This window comes from Komagataeibacter melomenusus (assembly GCF_013155395.1).
GTDB classification, from domain to species: Bacteria; Pseudomonadota; Alphaproteobacteria; order Acetobacterales; family Acetobacteraceae; genus Komagataeibacter; species Komagataeibacter melomenusus.
Genome location: NZ_JABJWC010000013.1, coordinates 57,656 through 71,597, shown reverse-complemented (window position 1 = coordinate 71,597; position 13,942 = coordinate 57,656). Strand labels below are relative to the sequence as shown.

Annotated in this window: 9 protein-coding genes and 1 tRNA gene; 5 read left to right on the top strand and 5 right to left on the bottom strand. The window is 57.1% G+C overall.

The window, feature by feature from the left end:
- Positions 1-50 precede the first annotated feature (50 nt).
- A tRNA-Met gene (locus HNW77_RS07270) sits at positions 51-127 on the top strand.
- Between the two features lie 174 nt (positions 128-301).
- On the opposite strand, the gene HNW77_RS07265 is transcribed toward HNW77_RS07270, so the two are convergent.
- From HNW77_RS07265 to HNW77_RS07255, 3 genes are read right to left on the bottom strand one after another with little or no spacing between them, the layout of a single operon-like run.
- Positions 302-3,475, bottom strand: a complete 3,174-nt coding sequence (locus HNW77_RS07265) for an error-prone DNA polymerase (protein WP_172156469.1) — start codon at positions 3,473-3,475, stop codon at positions 302-304.
- Positions 3,472-5,025: a Y-family DNA polymerase gene (locus HNW77_RS07260; RefSeq protein WP_241694345.1), complete on the bottom strand. Its 1,554-nt coding sequence runs from the start codon at positions 5,023-5,025 to the stop codon at positions 3,472-3,474. Before HNW77_RS07260 ends, HNW77_RS07265 begins: the two co-directional genes overlap by 4 nt.
- Positions 4,910-5,704, bottom strand: a complete 795-nt coding sequence (locus HNW77_RS07255; RefSeq protein WP_172156468.1) for an ImuA family protein — start codon at positions 5,702-5,704, stop codon at positions 4,910-4,912. The genes HNW77_RS07260 and HNW77_RS07255 overlap by 116 nt, the downstream gene beginning before the upstream one ends.
- Positions 5,705-5,861: 157 nt before the next feature.
- On the opposite strand from HNW77_RS07255, the gene HNW77_RS07250 reads away from it, so the two are divergent.
- The 4 genes from HNW77_RS07250 to HNW77_RS07235 all read left to right on the top strand — a co-directional run bounded on the left by HNW77_RS07250 (position 5,862) and on the right by HNW77_RS07235 (position 12,285).
- The gene (locus HNW77_RS07250) at positions 5,862-7,964 is read left to right on the top strand and encodes an ATP-dependent helicase (RefSeq protein WP_187353199.1); all 2,103 of its coding nucleotides are present in this window, start codon (positions 5,862-5,864) and stop codon (positions 7,962-7,964) included.
- A gap of 12 nt (positions 7,965-7,976) precedes the next feature.
- Positions 7,977-8,624, top strand: a complete 648-nt coding sequence (locus HNW77_RS07245; protein ID WP_172156467.1) for an SOS response-associated peptidase — start codon at positions 7,977-7,979, stop codon at positions 8,622-8,624.
- Positions 8,625-9,073: 449 nt separating this feature from the next.
- On the top strand, positions 9,074-10,177 hold the full coding sequence (locus tag HNW77_RS07240) for a Hachiman antiphage defense system protein HamA (RefSeq protein ID WP_172156466.1): 1,104 nt from the start codon (positions 9,074-9,076) through the stop codon (positions 10,175-10,177).
- Complete coding sequence (locus tag HNW77_RS07235; RefSeq protein WP_172156483.1) at positions 10,177-12,285, top strand: DEAD/DEAH box helicase; 2,109 nt, start codon at positions 10,177-10,179, stop codon at positions 12,283-12,285. The genes HNW77_RS07240 and HNW77_RS07235 overlap by 1 nt, the downstream gene beginning before the upstream one ends.
- A gap of 132 nt (positions 12,286-12,417) precedes the next feature.
- Here the strand turns inward: HNW77_RS07235 and HNW77_RS07230 are convergent, their stop codons facing one another.
- Complete coding sequence (locus HNW77_RS07230) at positions 12,418-13,050, bottom strand: HEPN domain-containing protein (protein WP_172156465.1); 633 nt, start codon at positions 13,048-13,050, stop codon at positions 12,418-12,420.
- A gap of 57 nt (positions 13,051-13,107) precedes the next feature.
- Complete coding sequence (locus HNW77_RS07225) at positions 13,108-13,764, bottom strand: IS1595 family transposase (RefSeq protein ID WP_172156464.1); 657 nt, start codon at positions 13,762-13,764, stop codon at positions 13,108-13,110.
- Positions 13,765-13,942: the final 178 nt, after the last annotated feature.

Sequence of the window (13,942 nt, the reverse complement as noted above, 5' to 3'; positions counted from 1 at the left end):
GGCACGGGAAAGTCGGTCGCCGCCAGGTCTTCCAGTCTCCCCATCACTAACGCGGGGTGGAGCAGCCCGGTAGCTCGTCAGGCTCATAACCTGAAGGCCGCAGGTTCAAATCCTGCCCCCGCAACCAAAACAAACATACTGATATCCAACAAAAAACGCCGCCCATAGAGGCGGCTTTTTTGCGTTCAAGGAATGAGCGCAGGATGCGTATAGGATGCAACTGGGAGTGAAACTCCAGCGTAGGTTGCGCCTAAAACAGGCCATGTCACGATTTCGTGAGCTTTATCGGCGGTCTTATTGATCAGTGGAAATTACGCGATGTGACGACGATACGCTCACCGGCGGAATTGCTGTCATGGGTGCTCTCAGCCGAGGAGCGATTACCGACGTCTGCGAGCAGCCCGGAAAGGTCGGTGATCTCTTTTGCTACCAGATGCACGACGTCACCTTCCTTCTGGAGCATGCCTGTCACCGCCAGCATCTGTCCGCCAAGCACGACGCGCCGGTTCGCATCGAACATATCCGGCCAGATGATGACGTTCATATTTGCCGTCTCGTCCTCCAGCGTCATGAACACCACGCCTTCGGCGGAGCCCGGTCGCTGCCGGACCAGCACCAGCCCCGCCACGGTGAGACGCTTCCCATCCTTTGCCGCCAGCGCCTGCCCACAGGACATGATGTCCCTGGCCTGAAGATCCTTGCGTAGGAAGGTCAGGGGATGGTCCCGCAGGGTCAGGCCAAGCCGGTTGTAATCCCGCACCACCTCGGCCCCGTCGCGCATGGGTTGCAGCAGCACATCCGGTTCTTCAGCTTCCCGTGTCACCTGTGCTGCCGCAAACAGGGGTAATGGTTCGTCGCGCAGAGCCTTGATGGCCCAGAGCGCCTCGCGCCGTGCCAGCCCGAGCGAAGGCCGGAACGCATCCGCTTCGGCCAGATGGGTCAGGGCTGCCGCTTTCACACCGGCCCGACGCCACAGATCATCGATCGAGGTAAACGGGCGCGAGGCTCGTGCGGCAACAATGCGGGCCGCATCGTCGTTGGCCAGCCCCTTCACCAGACTCATGCCTAGCCGCACGGCAAATCGGCCATCGGGCTTTTCCGGCCCTTCCAGCGTGCTGTCCCAGCGCGAGGCATTCACACAGACGGGAAGGATCTCCACGCCGTGCTCACGCGCATCACGGACAAGCTGCGCTGGTGCATAGAACCCCATTGGCTGGGAATTCAGGAGCGAGGCCAGAAACACATCCGGATGGGTGCATTTCATCCACGATGACGAATAGGCCAGAATAGCGAAACTGGCCGCGTGGCTCTCGGGAAATCCGTAAGAACCGAAGCCTTCCAGTTGCTGGTAGATCCGCTCGGCGAATTCCTCATCATAACCATTGGCGCGCATGCCTTCGATCAGGCGTGTCTGAAACTGTGAGACCGTGCCGGTATTTTTGAACGTCGCCATGGCCCGACGAAGCTGATCGGCTTCGGCTGCGGTAAATCCCGCACAGATCATGGCGACCTGCATTGCCTGTTCCTGAAACAACGGGATCCCGAGGGTCTTTTTCAGAACCTTTTCCAGTTCCGGAGTGGGATAGTTTTCCGGTTCGATCCCTTCACGCCTGCGGAGATAGGGATGGACCATATCCCCCTGGATTGGGCCGGGGCGGACGATCGCGACCTCAATGACGAGATCGTAGAACACACGCGGTTTGAGACGCGGCAGCATGGACATCTGCGCCCGGCTTTCGATCTGGAACACGCCAATGGTGTCGGCCTTGCGGATCATGGCGTAGGTGCGCGGATCCTCGGCCGGGAGAGTCTGGAGCGTGAAATGCTGGCCCGTGTGCTCCGCCAACAGGTCCAGTCCCTTTTTCATGCAGGTCAGCATGCCGAGCGCCAGGATATCGACCTTCATGAATTTCAGAACGTCAATATCGTCCTTGTCCCATTCGATGATCTGGCGGGCCTCCATCGAGGCCGGCTCAATGGGTACCAGTTCATCCAGTCGGTCATGCGTCAGGACAAAACCACCGGGATGCTGTGACAGGTGACGGGGCACGCCGATCAGGCAGCGGGCCAGATCAAGGGTCAAGCGGATGCGCCTGTCGGACAGGTCAATGCCGGTGTCATTGAGAGCCTCATCGTCCAGCTTGCGCCCCCAGCCCCAGATCTGACCCGAGAGGGTTCGGATCAGGTCTTCGGGGAGGCCCATCACCTTGCCAACGTCACGCAGCGCTCCCTTGGCGCGATAGCGGATCACCACCGCCGTCAGCGCCGCGCGGTCGCGACCGTAATGCTCATAGACCCACTGGATGACCTGTTCACGTCGCGCATGCTCGAAATCCACATCGATATCCGGCGGTTCGCCGCGTTCTTCAGAGACGAAGCGCTCGAACAGCAGCGAGTTTCGGGCCGGATCAATGGCGGTGATGCCGAGTACGTAGCAAACGGCGGAATTGGCTGCCGAGCCACGACCCTGGCAGAGGATGTTCTGGTTACGGGCATAACGGACGATGCTGTTCACGGTCAGGAAATACGGTGCGTATTGCATCCGTCCGATCAGGCCGAGTTCATGGTTCAGGCTGTTGCGAACCTCCTCGGGGATACCCTCGGGATAGGTTCGTTCAGCGCCCTCCCAGGTCAGCGTTTCCAGCGCCTGCTGGGGCGTCTGACCAGGCACAGAGACTTCATCGGGATACTGATAGGCCAGATCATCAAGTGAGAACCGGCAGCGCTCCACAATGTCCATGGTGCGGGCCACCGCTTCCGGATAACGGCTGAACAGTCGAACCATCTCCTGCGGTGGCTTGAGATAGCGGTCGGCATGACGTTCGCGGACAAACCCCGCCTCGTCGATGGTGGTGTTGTGCCGGATGCAGGTGACGACATCCTGCAGGATGCGCCGGTCATGGGTGTGGAACAACGCGTCGTTGGTTACAACGGTTGGCACACGGGCCAGATGCGCCAGGTTGGCCAGTTCATAAAGCCGCATCTGGTCATTGGGGCGGCGCAGCAGGGTGAGCGCCATATAGGCGCGGTCAGCAAAGGCGTCTTTCAGCTTGCGCAGGTGCAGGGCGCAGGCATCGTCTGCCGTGTCCGGAATCATGACGACGATCAGGCCCGCACCCCAGGCGACCAGATCCTCCCAGAGCAGATGGCATTTCCCTTTTCCGGCCCGTGCCTTGCCGAGGCTCAACAGACGGCAAAGGCTGCCGTAAGCCGCGCGGTCGGTCGGATAGACCAGTACCGGCGGGAAATCGGCGAGGTCGAGACGACAGCCTACGACCAGCCGGACGCCGGTAGCCTTCGCGGCTCCGTATGCCTGCACCATGCCCGCCAGGGAATTGCGGTCACAGATCCCGAGCGCCTCGATCCCAAGCGCTTTTGCCTGCTCGAATAACTCAATGGGCGACGAGGCTCCGCGCAGGAACGAGAAATAGGTCGTCACCTGCAATTCGGCATAACGCGGTGCCGAGGTGCTCATCCGAAAATCCCATGCAGGAACCAGCCCTGCGAGCCGGTCTCGCCATGCTCGCCATCGCCGGCCCGGTAAAGCCAGAAGCGCTCACCGCTGGTGTCCTCCACCCGGAAGTAGTCCCGGGCGATGGTCAGTTCAGCGTCATTCTTCCACCATTCGCCAAACACGCGCTCCGGGCCATCGGCGCATTTCACCTTCCGTCGTACACCCCGCCAGATGAAGAACAGTGGCGGCTGATCCGGCAGTTCCGCCATGGCCTGCACCGGCTCGGGTCGCGCCAGCAGGCGTGTGGGCCGTGGCCAGTGCTCTGGCCAGTCCTTTGTTTCTTCCGAGGCCAGCGCGGGCACGCGGCAGAAGGAGCGTTCGGGCAGATCGCTTTCCACCGGGGCAAAGCGATAGAGCGCCTGCGTGCCGACACGGTTGGCCAGCGTGTCTATCAGGTCGGACACATCGACCTCTTCCTCCGCGATCAGGGAGGACACGGTCTGCCGCCGGTCCATCGGTTCGGCCAGTGAGGCGATCAGCACCATGCGCTCGATGCCGAACCCCGGGTCGATGGTTTCGATCTTCTCGCACAGCAGCCGGGTAAGACGTCTGACGTCGCGCACCGGCATGGCCATGGCTACCCGGATCGCCTCGGTGCGGCTGTCCACGCGATGCAGCAGCAGGTCGAGGCGCCTCACGCCCTGTCCGCGTTCGTCCAGCCCCTGACAGAGCAGCGGCACCAGCCTGCCGATGTAGCGGGCAATGGTCTCCGCAGCCCCGATGGGCTCGGCGAAATTCCGGCTGACCTCGACCGGATCGACAGGACGCACCGGAACGATGGCTTCACCCATACGCCCGAAAGCCTGATCCAGCCTGCGGGCCACATCCGGGCCGAACCGCAGCGCCAGAGGCGCACGGGGCATGGCGGCCAGCGGCCCGATGCGGGACACCCCCAGCGTGGCCAGTCCGTCGATGATCGTGTCTGGCAGGCGTAGCGCTTCAAGGGGGAGATCAGCCAACGTACCCGCTATCTCACCGGGTGGCACAACGGCAATCGGTGCCCGACCATAGCGTGCTATGGCGTGCGCAGCGCCCCACGTGTCCGCCGCCACGGCTTTTGCCCGAAAACCGGCGCCCGCCATGCGGTGGACCATGTCCTTGAGCATGGGAAGTTCACCCCCATGCAGCTGATCCGCTCCGGTCGTGTCCAGAACCAGCCCGTCCGGCGCATCGACGGCCACGATGGGTGCGATCCGGTGCTGGAACCACAGGGCCAGCTTTTCCAGTCCCAGCCGGTCGCCTTCAGGATCGGCGTCCAACAGCACCAGATCGGGATGCAACGCCTGGGCCTTGGCCACCGGCGTGCCGGGACGCAGGCCCAGCTTGCGAGCGGCCAGATCGACCGACAGCACCACCCGTCGGCGTCCTTCACGCCCGGCTAGCGCCAGCGGCGTTTCAGGCGCGGGCGCGTCTTTGCCCAGCCGCTTCCTGATCCGGTCTGTCGGCCAGAGCGGCAGGTAAAGAGAGACGATCCGCGATCGGGCTGCATGGGGCGAGCCTCCCTTTGGCATCACAGGCCTCCACTTCAAAATCGGCACATTCGCCCGCACGGGCACGGATGAGTTCCAGCAACCAGCGCGGTCTTCCAACGCCGGGAACCGGCAACGACACGGACGGCAGGACGGAGACCCGCCATCGGGTCACACTGGCAGTCGGCTGACCGAAATCCGCCGCATCCGTCTGCCGCCGCCAGCGTCGGATGGCGATGCCGAGGGAACCGGACGTCTCGGCCGCCAGTTGCAGGCGGCGTGAGGCCGTCATGGACAGACGCGCCACCTCGGCGACGACGGCCCCAAGGCCACCATGCCGCAGTCCTTCCTCGAAACAGGCCAGCACATCGACGTCCGAGCGTGCCTCGACATAGATGGTTCGCCGTGCCGACAGACCGACCTGCTTCAGGGAAGGGGCAAATACATCCTGACGGGTGACGATCCATAGCACCTTGCCGCGCGTACGGGCCGCAATCCCAGCGCAGAACTGTCCGGCCGCCGCACTGTGCAGGGCATCATTCCCGCCGCCCGCCACCTCGTGCAGCGCTCCCAGCGCCAGCCCCCCGCCCGGCAGACGCGCATCGATCTCGCGCACGCCAAAGGGCAGCATCTTACGGCGTCGGTCGCTGTGCCCTTCGAGACGGCTGATCGCAGCCCGCAGTGTCTCCAGACCGGGTTTTTTATTGAGTTCAGCAGTCATGTCACGGCTCGATGTCCCTTGTGCAGGCGGATTTCATGATTATATGTTCGTGATTTGTTCTGATGTAGCGATGGAAGTCAATGCAAATTCGCACTGCCTCAGGCATGATGCAGGACGCATAACCACCCGGAATTATTGGTGAAGGTACCTTAAGGAATTGAATTCAGAGACTTCTCCCATCCCAAACAGCGACGATTATCTGTCCCGTCTGAACGACGCCCAGCGGCAGGCCGTCACGCACGGGACCGGAGTCTCGGCAGGCATCGCGGATTCATCCCCGCTGCTGGTCATCGCCGGTGCCGGATCGGGCAAGACCAACACGCTGGCCCACCGGGTGGCGCATCTGATCGCCTCAGGCGCCGATCCGCGCCGTATCCTGCTGCTGACCTTCTCGCGGCGAGCCTGTGTCGAGATGACGCGGCGGGTGGAGCGCATCTGCAGAACAGTGCTCGGCGACAAAGCCGGCCCACTGGCCGATGCGCTGGCCTGGGCCGGGACGTTTCATTCCATCGGTGCTCGGCTGCTGCGGGAATATGCGCAGCAGATCGGCATGGATCCGGCCTTCTCGATCCATGATCGCGAGGATTCCGCCGATCTGATGAATCTGATCCGGCATGATCTGGGGTTTTCGAAAACCGAGAAGCGGTTTCCCGGCAAGGGCACGTGCCTTGCCATCTATTCCCGTGTGGTCAATTCCGGCGCACCGCTCGCCGATGTGTTGCTGAAGCACTATCCGTGGTGCGCGGGCTGGGAAGGCCAGCTCAGACAGCTCTTTGCAGGTTATGTTACGGCGAAGCAGGAACAGGGGGTGCTGGATTACGACGATCTGCTGCTGTGCTGGGCGCAGATGGTGAGCGATCCGGTGCTGGCCGCCGATATCGGCGGCAAATGGGATCATGTGCTGGTCGACGAGTATCAGGACACCAACCGGCTGCAGGCGGAGATCCTGCTGGGCATGAAGCCCGACGGGCGAGGCCTGACGGTAGTGGGGGATGACGCCCAGAGCATCTATGCCTTCCGGGCCGCGACCGTGCGCAACATCCTCGATTTTCCGGGACAGTTCAAACCTGAAGCCCGCGTGGTGACGCTGGACCGGAACTATCGCTCGACAAAGCCCATTCTGGATGCCGCCAACGCCATGATTGGAGAAGCGGCCGAGCGGTTCACCAAGGATCTGTGGACCGAACGGACCTCGGATGAAAAACCACGACTGGTCACGATCTGGGACGACACTGCCCAGGCCAATTACATCGCCGATCGGGTGTTGGAAGAACGGGAGGCCGGCATGCCAATGAAGGAACAGGCGGTGCTGTTCCGGGCCTCGCACCATAGCGGCACGCTGGAGGTGGAACTGACAAGGCGCAACATCCCGTTCGTGAAGTTCGGCGGCCTGAAGTTTCTCGACAGCGCCCATGTGAAGGATGTGCTGGCCCTGCTGCGCTTTGCCCAGAACCCGCGCGACCGGATCGCTGGCTTCCGGGTCCTGCAGCTTCTGCCGGGCGTGGGGCCGACCTCGGCCCGGCGCGTGCTGGATACGATGGGCGAGAATGCCCATCCCTTCGAGGCATTGAAGGATGTGAAAGCCCCACCGCGCAGCGGCGAGGCCTGGACGGGTTTCGTGAACCTGCTGACAGCCCTTGGCGGCCATCAGGTCGGCTGGCCGGGCGAGATCGCGGCTGTGCGGTACTGGTATGAACCGCATCTGGAGCGGCTGCATGAGGACGCCTCCACCCGTCTGGCCGATCTGGTGCAACTGGAGCAGATCGCTGGCGGCTATCCCTCACGGGAGAAATTCCTGACCGAACTGACGCTCGACCCGCCAGATGCCACGTCCGATCAGGCCGGCATGCCGCTGCTGGATGAGGATTATCTGATCCTCTCGACGATCCATTCCGCCAAGGGGCAGGAATGGAAGAACGTGTTCGTGATGAATGCGGTGGATGGCTGCATTCCGTCTGATCTGGCCACGGGAGAACAGGACGACATCGAAGAGGAACGCCGGTTGCTCTATGTCGCCATGACGCGGGCGAAGGACAGTCTCGATATCATGGTGCCGCAGCGTTTCTATGTGCATGGCCAGCACAGCCGGGGCGACCGGCATGTCTATGCCTCGCGGACGCGCTTCATCGACCGGGACATGCTGCCTTTGTTCGAAGCCGTGTCATGGCCAGTTGTGAAGCCGGAAGAACAGGCCCGGCAGGAAGCGGTGAAGTCGGTGCGGATCGACATGGCCGCCCGCCTGCGCAGCATGTGGTCGTAAGGGGCAACACCGATGTGCAATCTCTATTCCATGACCTCGAACCCGCAGGCGATCCGCGAGATCGCGAAAGTCCTTGAGGATCGTACGGGGAATCTCCAGCCGCTGCCCGAGATCTATCCGAACACGATGGCGCCGATCGTGCGGAATGGTGAGAACGGCCGTGAACTGGTCATGACACGCTGGGGCATGCCGACACCGCCGGGATACCTGAAAGGCCATAAGGTGGATCGCGGTGTGACCAATATCCGCAATCCGACCTCGACATGGTGGAAGCGCTGGGAAGGCGTGGCGCATCGCTGTCTGGTCCCTTTGACGGCATTCTCCGAACCGGAGCGTCTGCCTGATGGGAAATCGCGGCCTGTGTGGTTTGCCCGCCGCGATGGAGAACCGCTCGCTTTCTTTGCCGGGATCTGGTGTCGATGGACATCGGTGCGCAAGGTGGCGGACGGGGAGACGACGGATGATCTGTTCGGGTTTCTGACCACAGAGGCGAACCGGGAAGTCAGTTCCATCCATCCGAAGGCCATGCCCGTCATCCTGACGCAGCCGGATGAACTGGATGTGTGGATGAACGCCCCGGTGGCCGAGGCTTTGCGTCTTCAGCGACCTCTGCCGAATGGTGTGTTGGTACGTGTTGAAGTCCTGCGTTCTTTGCAATGACAACCATGAGGGCAAAAGAGGACTTTCTCCTTTCGCCCTATTTCAGATATAGAGCTGCCAATGTCACTTTTCACATAGCAGACATGGCTTATCTAACCCTCTCTGGCGACAAAGAGTGGATAGCCGGCTCGCATGCGCATTCTACCAAGTCATGATTCGTATCTCGTTAGGTGGGCCGCATCGGAACCGGATGAGAACTACGTCTACGCCATAGCCCTCCAAAGCCCACTTCTGGAACATTTCGGTCCTTCCGGCCGACTACCCTGAACGACAGCTTTGGCCAAATGCCGTCATGATTGGCCGCTCTTTTGAGACAGCCGATTAGCTTTTCGAAAGAGCGAACGCAGACTTCAAGTGGGGCCTCACCAACGTCGGTAGCCTTGACCTACGGAATGTTCTATGTTTGTTCGTGTTTTTAACGCATACTCTCGACCACTCGGGCAACATTCGTGACAAGAACTATCCTGATCGCTGTACCCAATAAGCTTGACACTCGGTTCTTTTCTTGGGAACCCAAGAGAAGGCAATGGAAAGAAGACATTTTTTTCGATGCAGAGAGCGGACGAGCTTTTGGGATTACGATCTGTAGCCTGCTTTCGGTCTTGGCGAAGGCGGCCTGCTGCATGATCAATATTGGCTTCGAGACGTTTATCGATGAGTCATTATCGAAGATTACGAATGTCACCCAGTTGAAGATGCTGCTGAACAAGCGCGTCCTGAGCTTGGTGAATGACTTCGAGGATGGGAAATGGCTCAGCAGCCGATTTCAAAGTTATCTTTGGGACAATATCGCGCAAACTGCCCTCTCTGAAAGGGAGCGATTGGCACTGGCTGATCAGAGCCATTCGACCTTGGTGGCGGCAGCCCGAAATCTCAGGCTCACGGATAAGGATGGGGTCGGTCAGGGAAGTGAAATCGCTGAGGTTTTTCTCTATGGCATCATGAAAAATCATTACAAGGCTCTGCCGGTCGTACCCAAGATATTCTACAAACAGAACGTACAGGACAATGCCAAGGGTGCCGATAGTGTCCACATCGTGGTCAGCGAAGATGGCCAAGACTTTACTCTATGGTTCGGCGAAGCGAAATTCTATAATTCCATCGCTGATGCACGCTTGGACGCGGTGGTAAATTCAGTTTACGCAAGCCTAAACACAGGCAAGTTAAAAAAAGAAAACGCCATTATCACCAATGTGTCCGATCTTGACCAACTGGTTTTGGCTGAGGCGCTGCGGGCAAAAATCAAGGCGGCACTAAGCAGCCAGGTGTCGATCGATCATCTAAAACCGAAGATTCACGTTCCGATCCTCATTATTCATCAATGTGCCGAGACGGCGAAATGTGTTGAACTTTCCGAGGAGTATCGGAAGGCGATCTGCGCTCATCACAAAGAAAGAGCCGAGGCTTACTTCTCGAAGCAGATATCCGAATCTTCCAAGGTTCATAAATATGGAGATATTCAATTCCATCTGATTCTTTTTCCGGTTCCAGATAAGAAGGCAATTGTCGATACCTTCTTGAGAGCAGTCTCTTTCTACAAGGGGGCGGCGTGATGGAGCTGTTTGCGGCATGCTCCGAGGTCAATGACCTCATCGAAGGCGGTAATGACTTAGCCGCGCGCAATATGCTGATAAAGCTGTTGGACGATCTGGATCGTAGCAAAACGCCATATCCTCAGGTCTTGAATCAACTGGTTCGATCTGCGGGGCTTTTCCCGTATATGCAGCTTGAGAATGCGTCATGGGATCAGAAATTCGTACATGAGGCGTTCGCTGTGGATGTCGGCAACCGAACCGCCACATTGCACCGTGAGCAGTCCACGGTTTTGTCGAAGCTTCTCGGCGGCAAAAGTGTTGCTGTGAGTGCACCAACGAGTTTCGGAAAGAGCTTCATCATAGACGCATTTATCGCGGCCAAGCGACCGGACACGGTGGTGATCATTGTACCCACGATTGCGTTGATGGATGAAACTCGCCGTCGCTTGTACAAAAAATTCTCGCGCGATTACGGCATTATCACTGCCCCTGACGTTCCTCTCGAAGCGCGGAATATTCTGATCTTCCCGCAGGAGCGAGCATTCGGCTACATCAATAAACTCAAAAAAATCGATCTTTTGGTCATTGATGAGTTCTACAAGGCAAGTATTGTCCACGACAAGGAACGGGCTCCGTCACTCATCAAAGCTATCGTCCAGTTATCTCGCCGGGCTGAACAGCGCTATTATCTGGCCCCGAACATCAAAAAGTTGGCAGATAACGTCTTCACACGCGACATGGAGTTTCTAGAGCTTCTTGATTTTAACACCGTATTCCTTGAGAAACATGAGATTTACACAGAAATCGGGGGCGATGAGCAAAAGAAATCCGAAGCACTTCTATCAATTATATCACCGCGAAATGAGAAGTCTCTCGTCTATGCCGGAACATACGCAGAGATCAAGAAGATCGCCGATCTCGTTGTAGATCGAATGAGCAAAGTTGACCGAGTTCATACGAGCCATTTTGCTCGGTGGCTTCGTGAGAATTATCAAGAGAGCTGGGTATTGGCCGATCTCGTGGAGCGCGGCGTCGGCGTGCACAATGGACGGATGCATAGGTGTCTCAGCCAGCTTCAAGTCGTGCTTTTCGAGCATGAAAAAGGCTTCGACAGCATCGTTTCAACGTCTTCGATCATTGAGGGCGTGAACACATCAGCGCAAAACGTCGTAATATGGAAGAGTAAACTCGGGCGAAATAACCTGACAGATTTCACATATAAGAACATAATTGGTCGAGGTGGCCGCATGTTCAAGCATTTTGTAGGCCATATCTACCTTTTGGACTCACCACCAAAAGATGAAGATACGCAGCTTAAGATCGAGTTTCCTGACACGGTCCTCGGAGGTCTAGACGAAATCCAAGACTGCGAAAGTTTGAATGAGCGCCAGATCGAGAAAATTATCGAGTATAAGCTTCAGATGTCCGATATTGTTGGGGTTGAAAACTTCGCACGGATCAAGAGAGATAACCTACTGCAAGATAGCGACGCAGATTTCTTGCTGCAGATCGCCGGTGATATGAAAAACAATCCCGAAGATTGGAAGGGGTTCGGCTATCTAAACTCGAGCAATCCTTCTGACTGGGATCGGATGCTCTACAAAGTAATCGCTCTTAAGCCTTCTGGATGGGATGCCTCTTTCAAGCGGGTGGTAGCGGTGGTTAAGGTCCTAGCGTCGAACTGGACAACCGATATACCGGCGATGTTACGGCAACTCTCTGGCTCTGGAATTGATATCGAAGGCTTTTTCCAGTTGGAGAGGACGATCACGTTCAAGCTCTCGGCTCTTCTGAGCGACATCAATGAGCTTCATAAAATGATCGTCAACTCATCTGTCGATATTGGTGGCTTCATTGGCAAGGTTAGTCACGCATTTTTGCCACCAGCAGTACACAATCTGGAAGAATATGGCCTTCCGCGGATGATCTCACGTAAGCTGCACATGGCACATTTTATAGACTTTTCACATGCGGATTTCGACCTCAAGAGCGCGTTGAACCTTTTTCGCCGCAACGGGCTCGAAGCAGCTCTTAGGGTCGAAACCTTGACGGCGTTTGACCGCTACATTCTTCGGTTTTTCTTCAATGGTATCACACCCGACGACGTCGCTTCGATACCAGCGTAGCCGCCTGTCCGCTCTATATGAGCTATGCAGAAGACAGGCAGCATCCGCCTTCATGCCAGTCGCTATGCATGGCAATTTCATAAGTCCGAAAGCGGACATTGCTCCCACAGCAGATTAGGTCTGGAATATATTTCAGATAAAGTTTTCACGAACTAATCTGCCATCAACAATTTCAACAATACGTGATATCAAATCTTTTGCCGAAGTAACGTCTACTTTTCTTATGGTTCTTTCAAGTATCGCGCCATGCGCAATCGCCCCTCGCAGTTGAACAAATTCCTTTAAGCGATTTTCAGGTGTGCCCAACGGATTGTGATGCCATTGCCAATCATTAGTGATGTCTTGGATGCCGATAATTTCTTTAAACAGTTCTTTTACCGGTCCTGGCTTCGGCGTATTAAAACCTGATACTCGAGAATTTACTAAAGAAGTAGTTAACGCCCGCCAGCCATCCCCTGCGACCAATTGCCATGTGTTTTCGACTTTCCCACACCGAATATGGTTTTGAGTAATTTTTTTTAATGGCCGTAGCATTTGATCGGGACCTGTAGCTGATTCTATGCTCTTTTTTGCACATTCCATAATCACTGTTTCAACGTAACTTTCCCATGCTGCACATATCAAGACTATTGCTGATTTATTCAGAGCTTGAAATTCAGAACTGCGACGCCCTTGCCCCCCGCCTCCTGCATTTTCATGAAACCAGAGAAGATGATTTACGTCGTTAAGGGATGTAGTGAAATGAGTATGGGCATCTGATGGCATTCTAATGTTCCGTATATATTTTAGGGGCTGGCATAGGTAAGCGTTTGTTGGGACGGATTAGGAAGGGAGCTTAGCCCATCCGGTAAGAATTTTCACGAGCTTTGCGGGCGAGCGGGTGTTGAAGCGCCACTCGCATTCGGCGAGGAAGAGATGAAAGTCCTTGCGTGGTATTCCATTGTATCGTCGCAGATGACGCTTGGCCTGGCTCCAGAAGTTCTCGATGCCATTGATGTGGTTTCTTCCCTGGGTGAAATGCCTGCTGTGATCGACGCGCTCATGATGGAACTCAGACACATCGAGCTTGTCGTAGGCATGCCACGAATCACTGTAAACGATTGAATCCGGCAGGACTTTCTGCCGGATGAGAGACATTAGCGTCCGGTGCCCGGCATTGGGGATCATGACTGCATGAACGTGGCCAGACCGCTTAAGCAGACCAAAGACGGCGACTTTTCCGGCAGCGCCTCTGCCCCGTTTGCCTTTGCGATGTCCACCGAAATAGCTTTCATCGACTTCGATCTCACCGGAAAAGGGCGCGTCATGAGCAATCTGTTCAGCGATGATCTCTCGCAATTTCTGGTAATACAGGGTCGCGGTATTGCGATTGACGTCCACAAGTTCGGCGGCACTCCGTGCGGGCGTGCCCGCAACGAAGTGCTCCAGAAGCCGTTTTTGGGTGCCAACGGGCAGTCGGCTGCGACGACGTACTTTCATAGGATATATCAAGCCTTTATCGGCTTACCTATGCCAGCCCCATATTTTATTCGTTTTGAATGACATATATTCTTAACCTTGTATGAAGGGCAGAAAATTAACAACCTGTTTTATCAAGCAGACATTCCGCCCCCCCTTGTCTGCCTCTCTGGTGGACGGAGTGGCTCGCTATAAGTTG

What these genes read in the sequence shown, in the direction of transcription:
- HNW77_RS07265 (WP_172156469.1), bottom strand. Translation starts at nt 3,475, where the DNA reads ATGAGCACCTCGGCACCGCGTTATGCCGAATTGCAGGTGACGACCTAT.
- HNW77_RS07260 (WP_241694345.1), bottom strand. Translation starts at nt 5,025, where the DNA reads ATGCCAAAGGGAGGCTCGCCCCATGCAGCCCGATCGCGGATCGTCTCT.
- HNW77_RS07255 (WP_172156468.1), bottom strand. Translation starts at nt 5,704, where the DNA reads ATGACTGCTGAACTCAATAAAAAACCCGGTCTGGAGACACTGCGGGCT.
- HNW77_RS07245 (WP_172156467.1), top strand. Translation starts at nt 7,977, where the DNA reads ATGTGCAATCTCTATTCCATGACCTCGAACCCGCAGGCGATCCGCGAG.
- HNW77_RS07235 (WP_172156483.1), top strand. Translation starts at nt 10,177, where the DNA reads ATGGAGCTGTTTGCGGCATGCTCCGAGGTCAATGACCTCATCGAAGGC.
- HNW77_RS07230 (WP_172156465.1), bottom strand. Translation starts at nt 13,050, where the DNA reads ATGCCATCAGATGCCCATACTCATTTCACTACATCCCTTAACGACGTA.
- HNW77_RS07225 (WP_172156464.1), bottom strand. Translation starts at nt 13,764, where the DNA reads ATGAAAGTACGTCGTCGCAGCCGACTGCCCGTTGGCACCCAAAAACGG.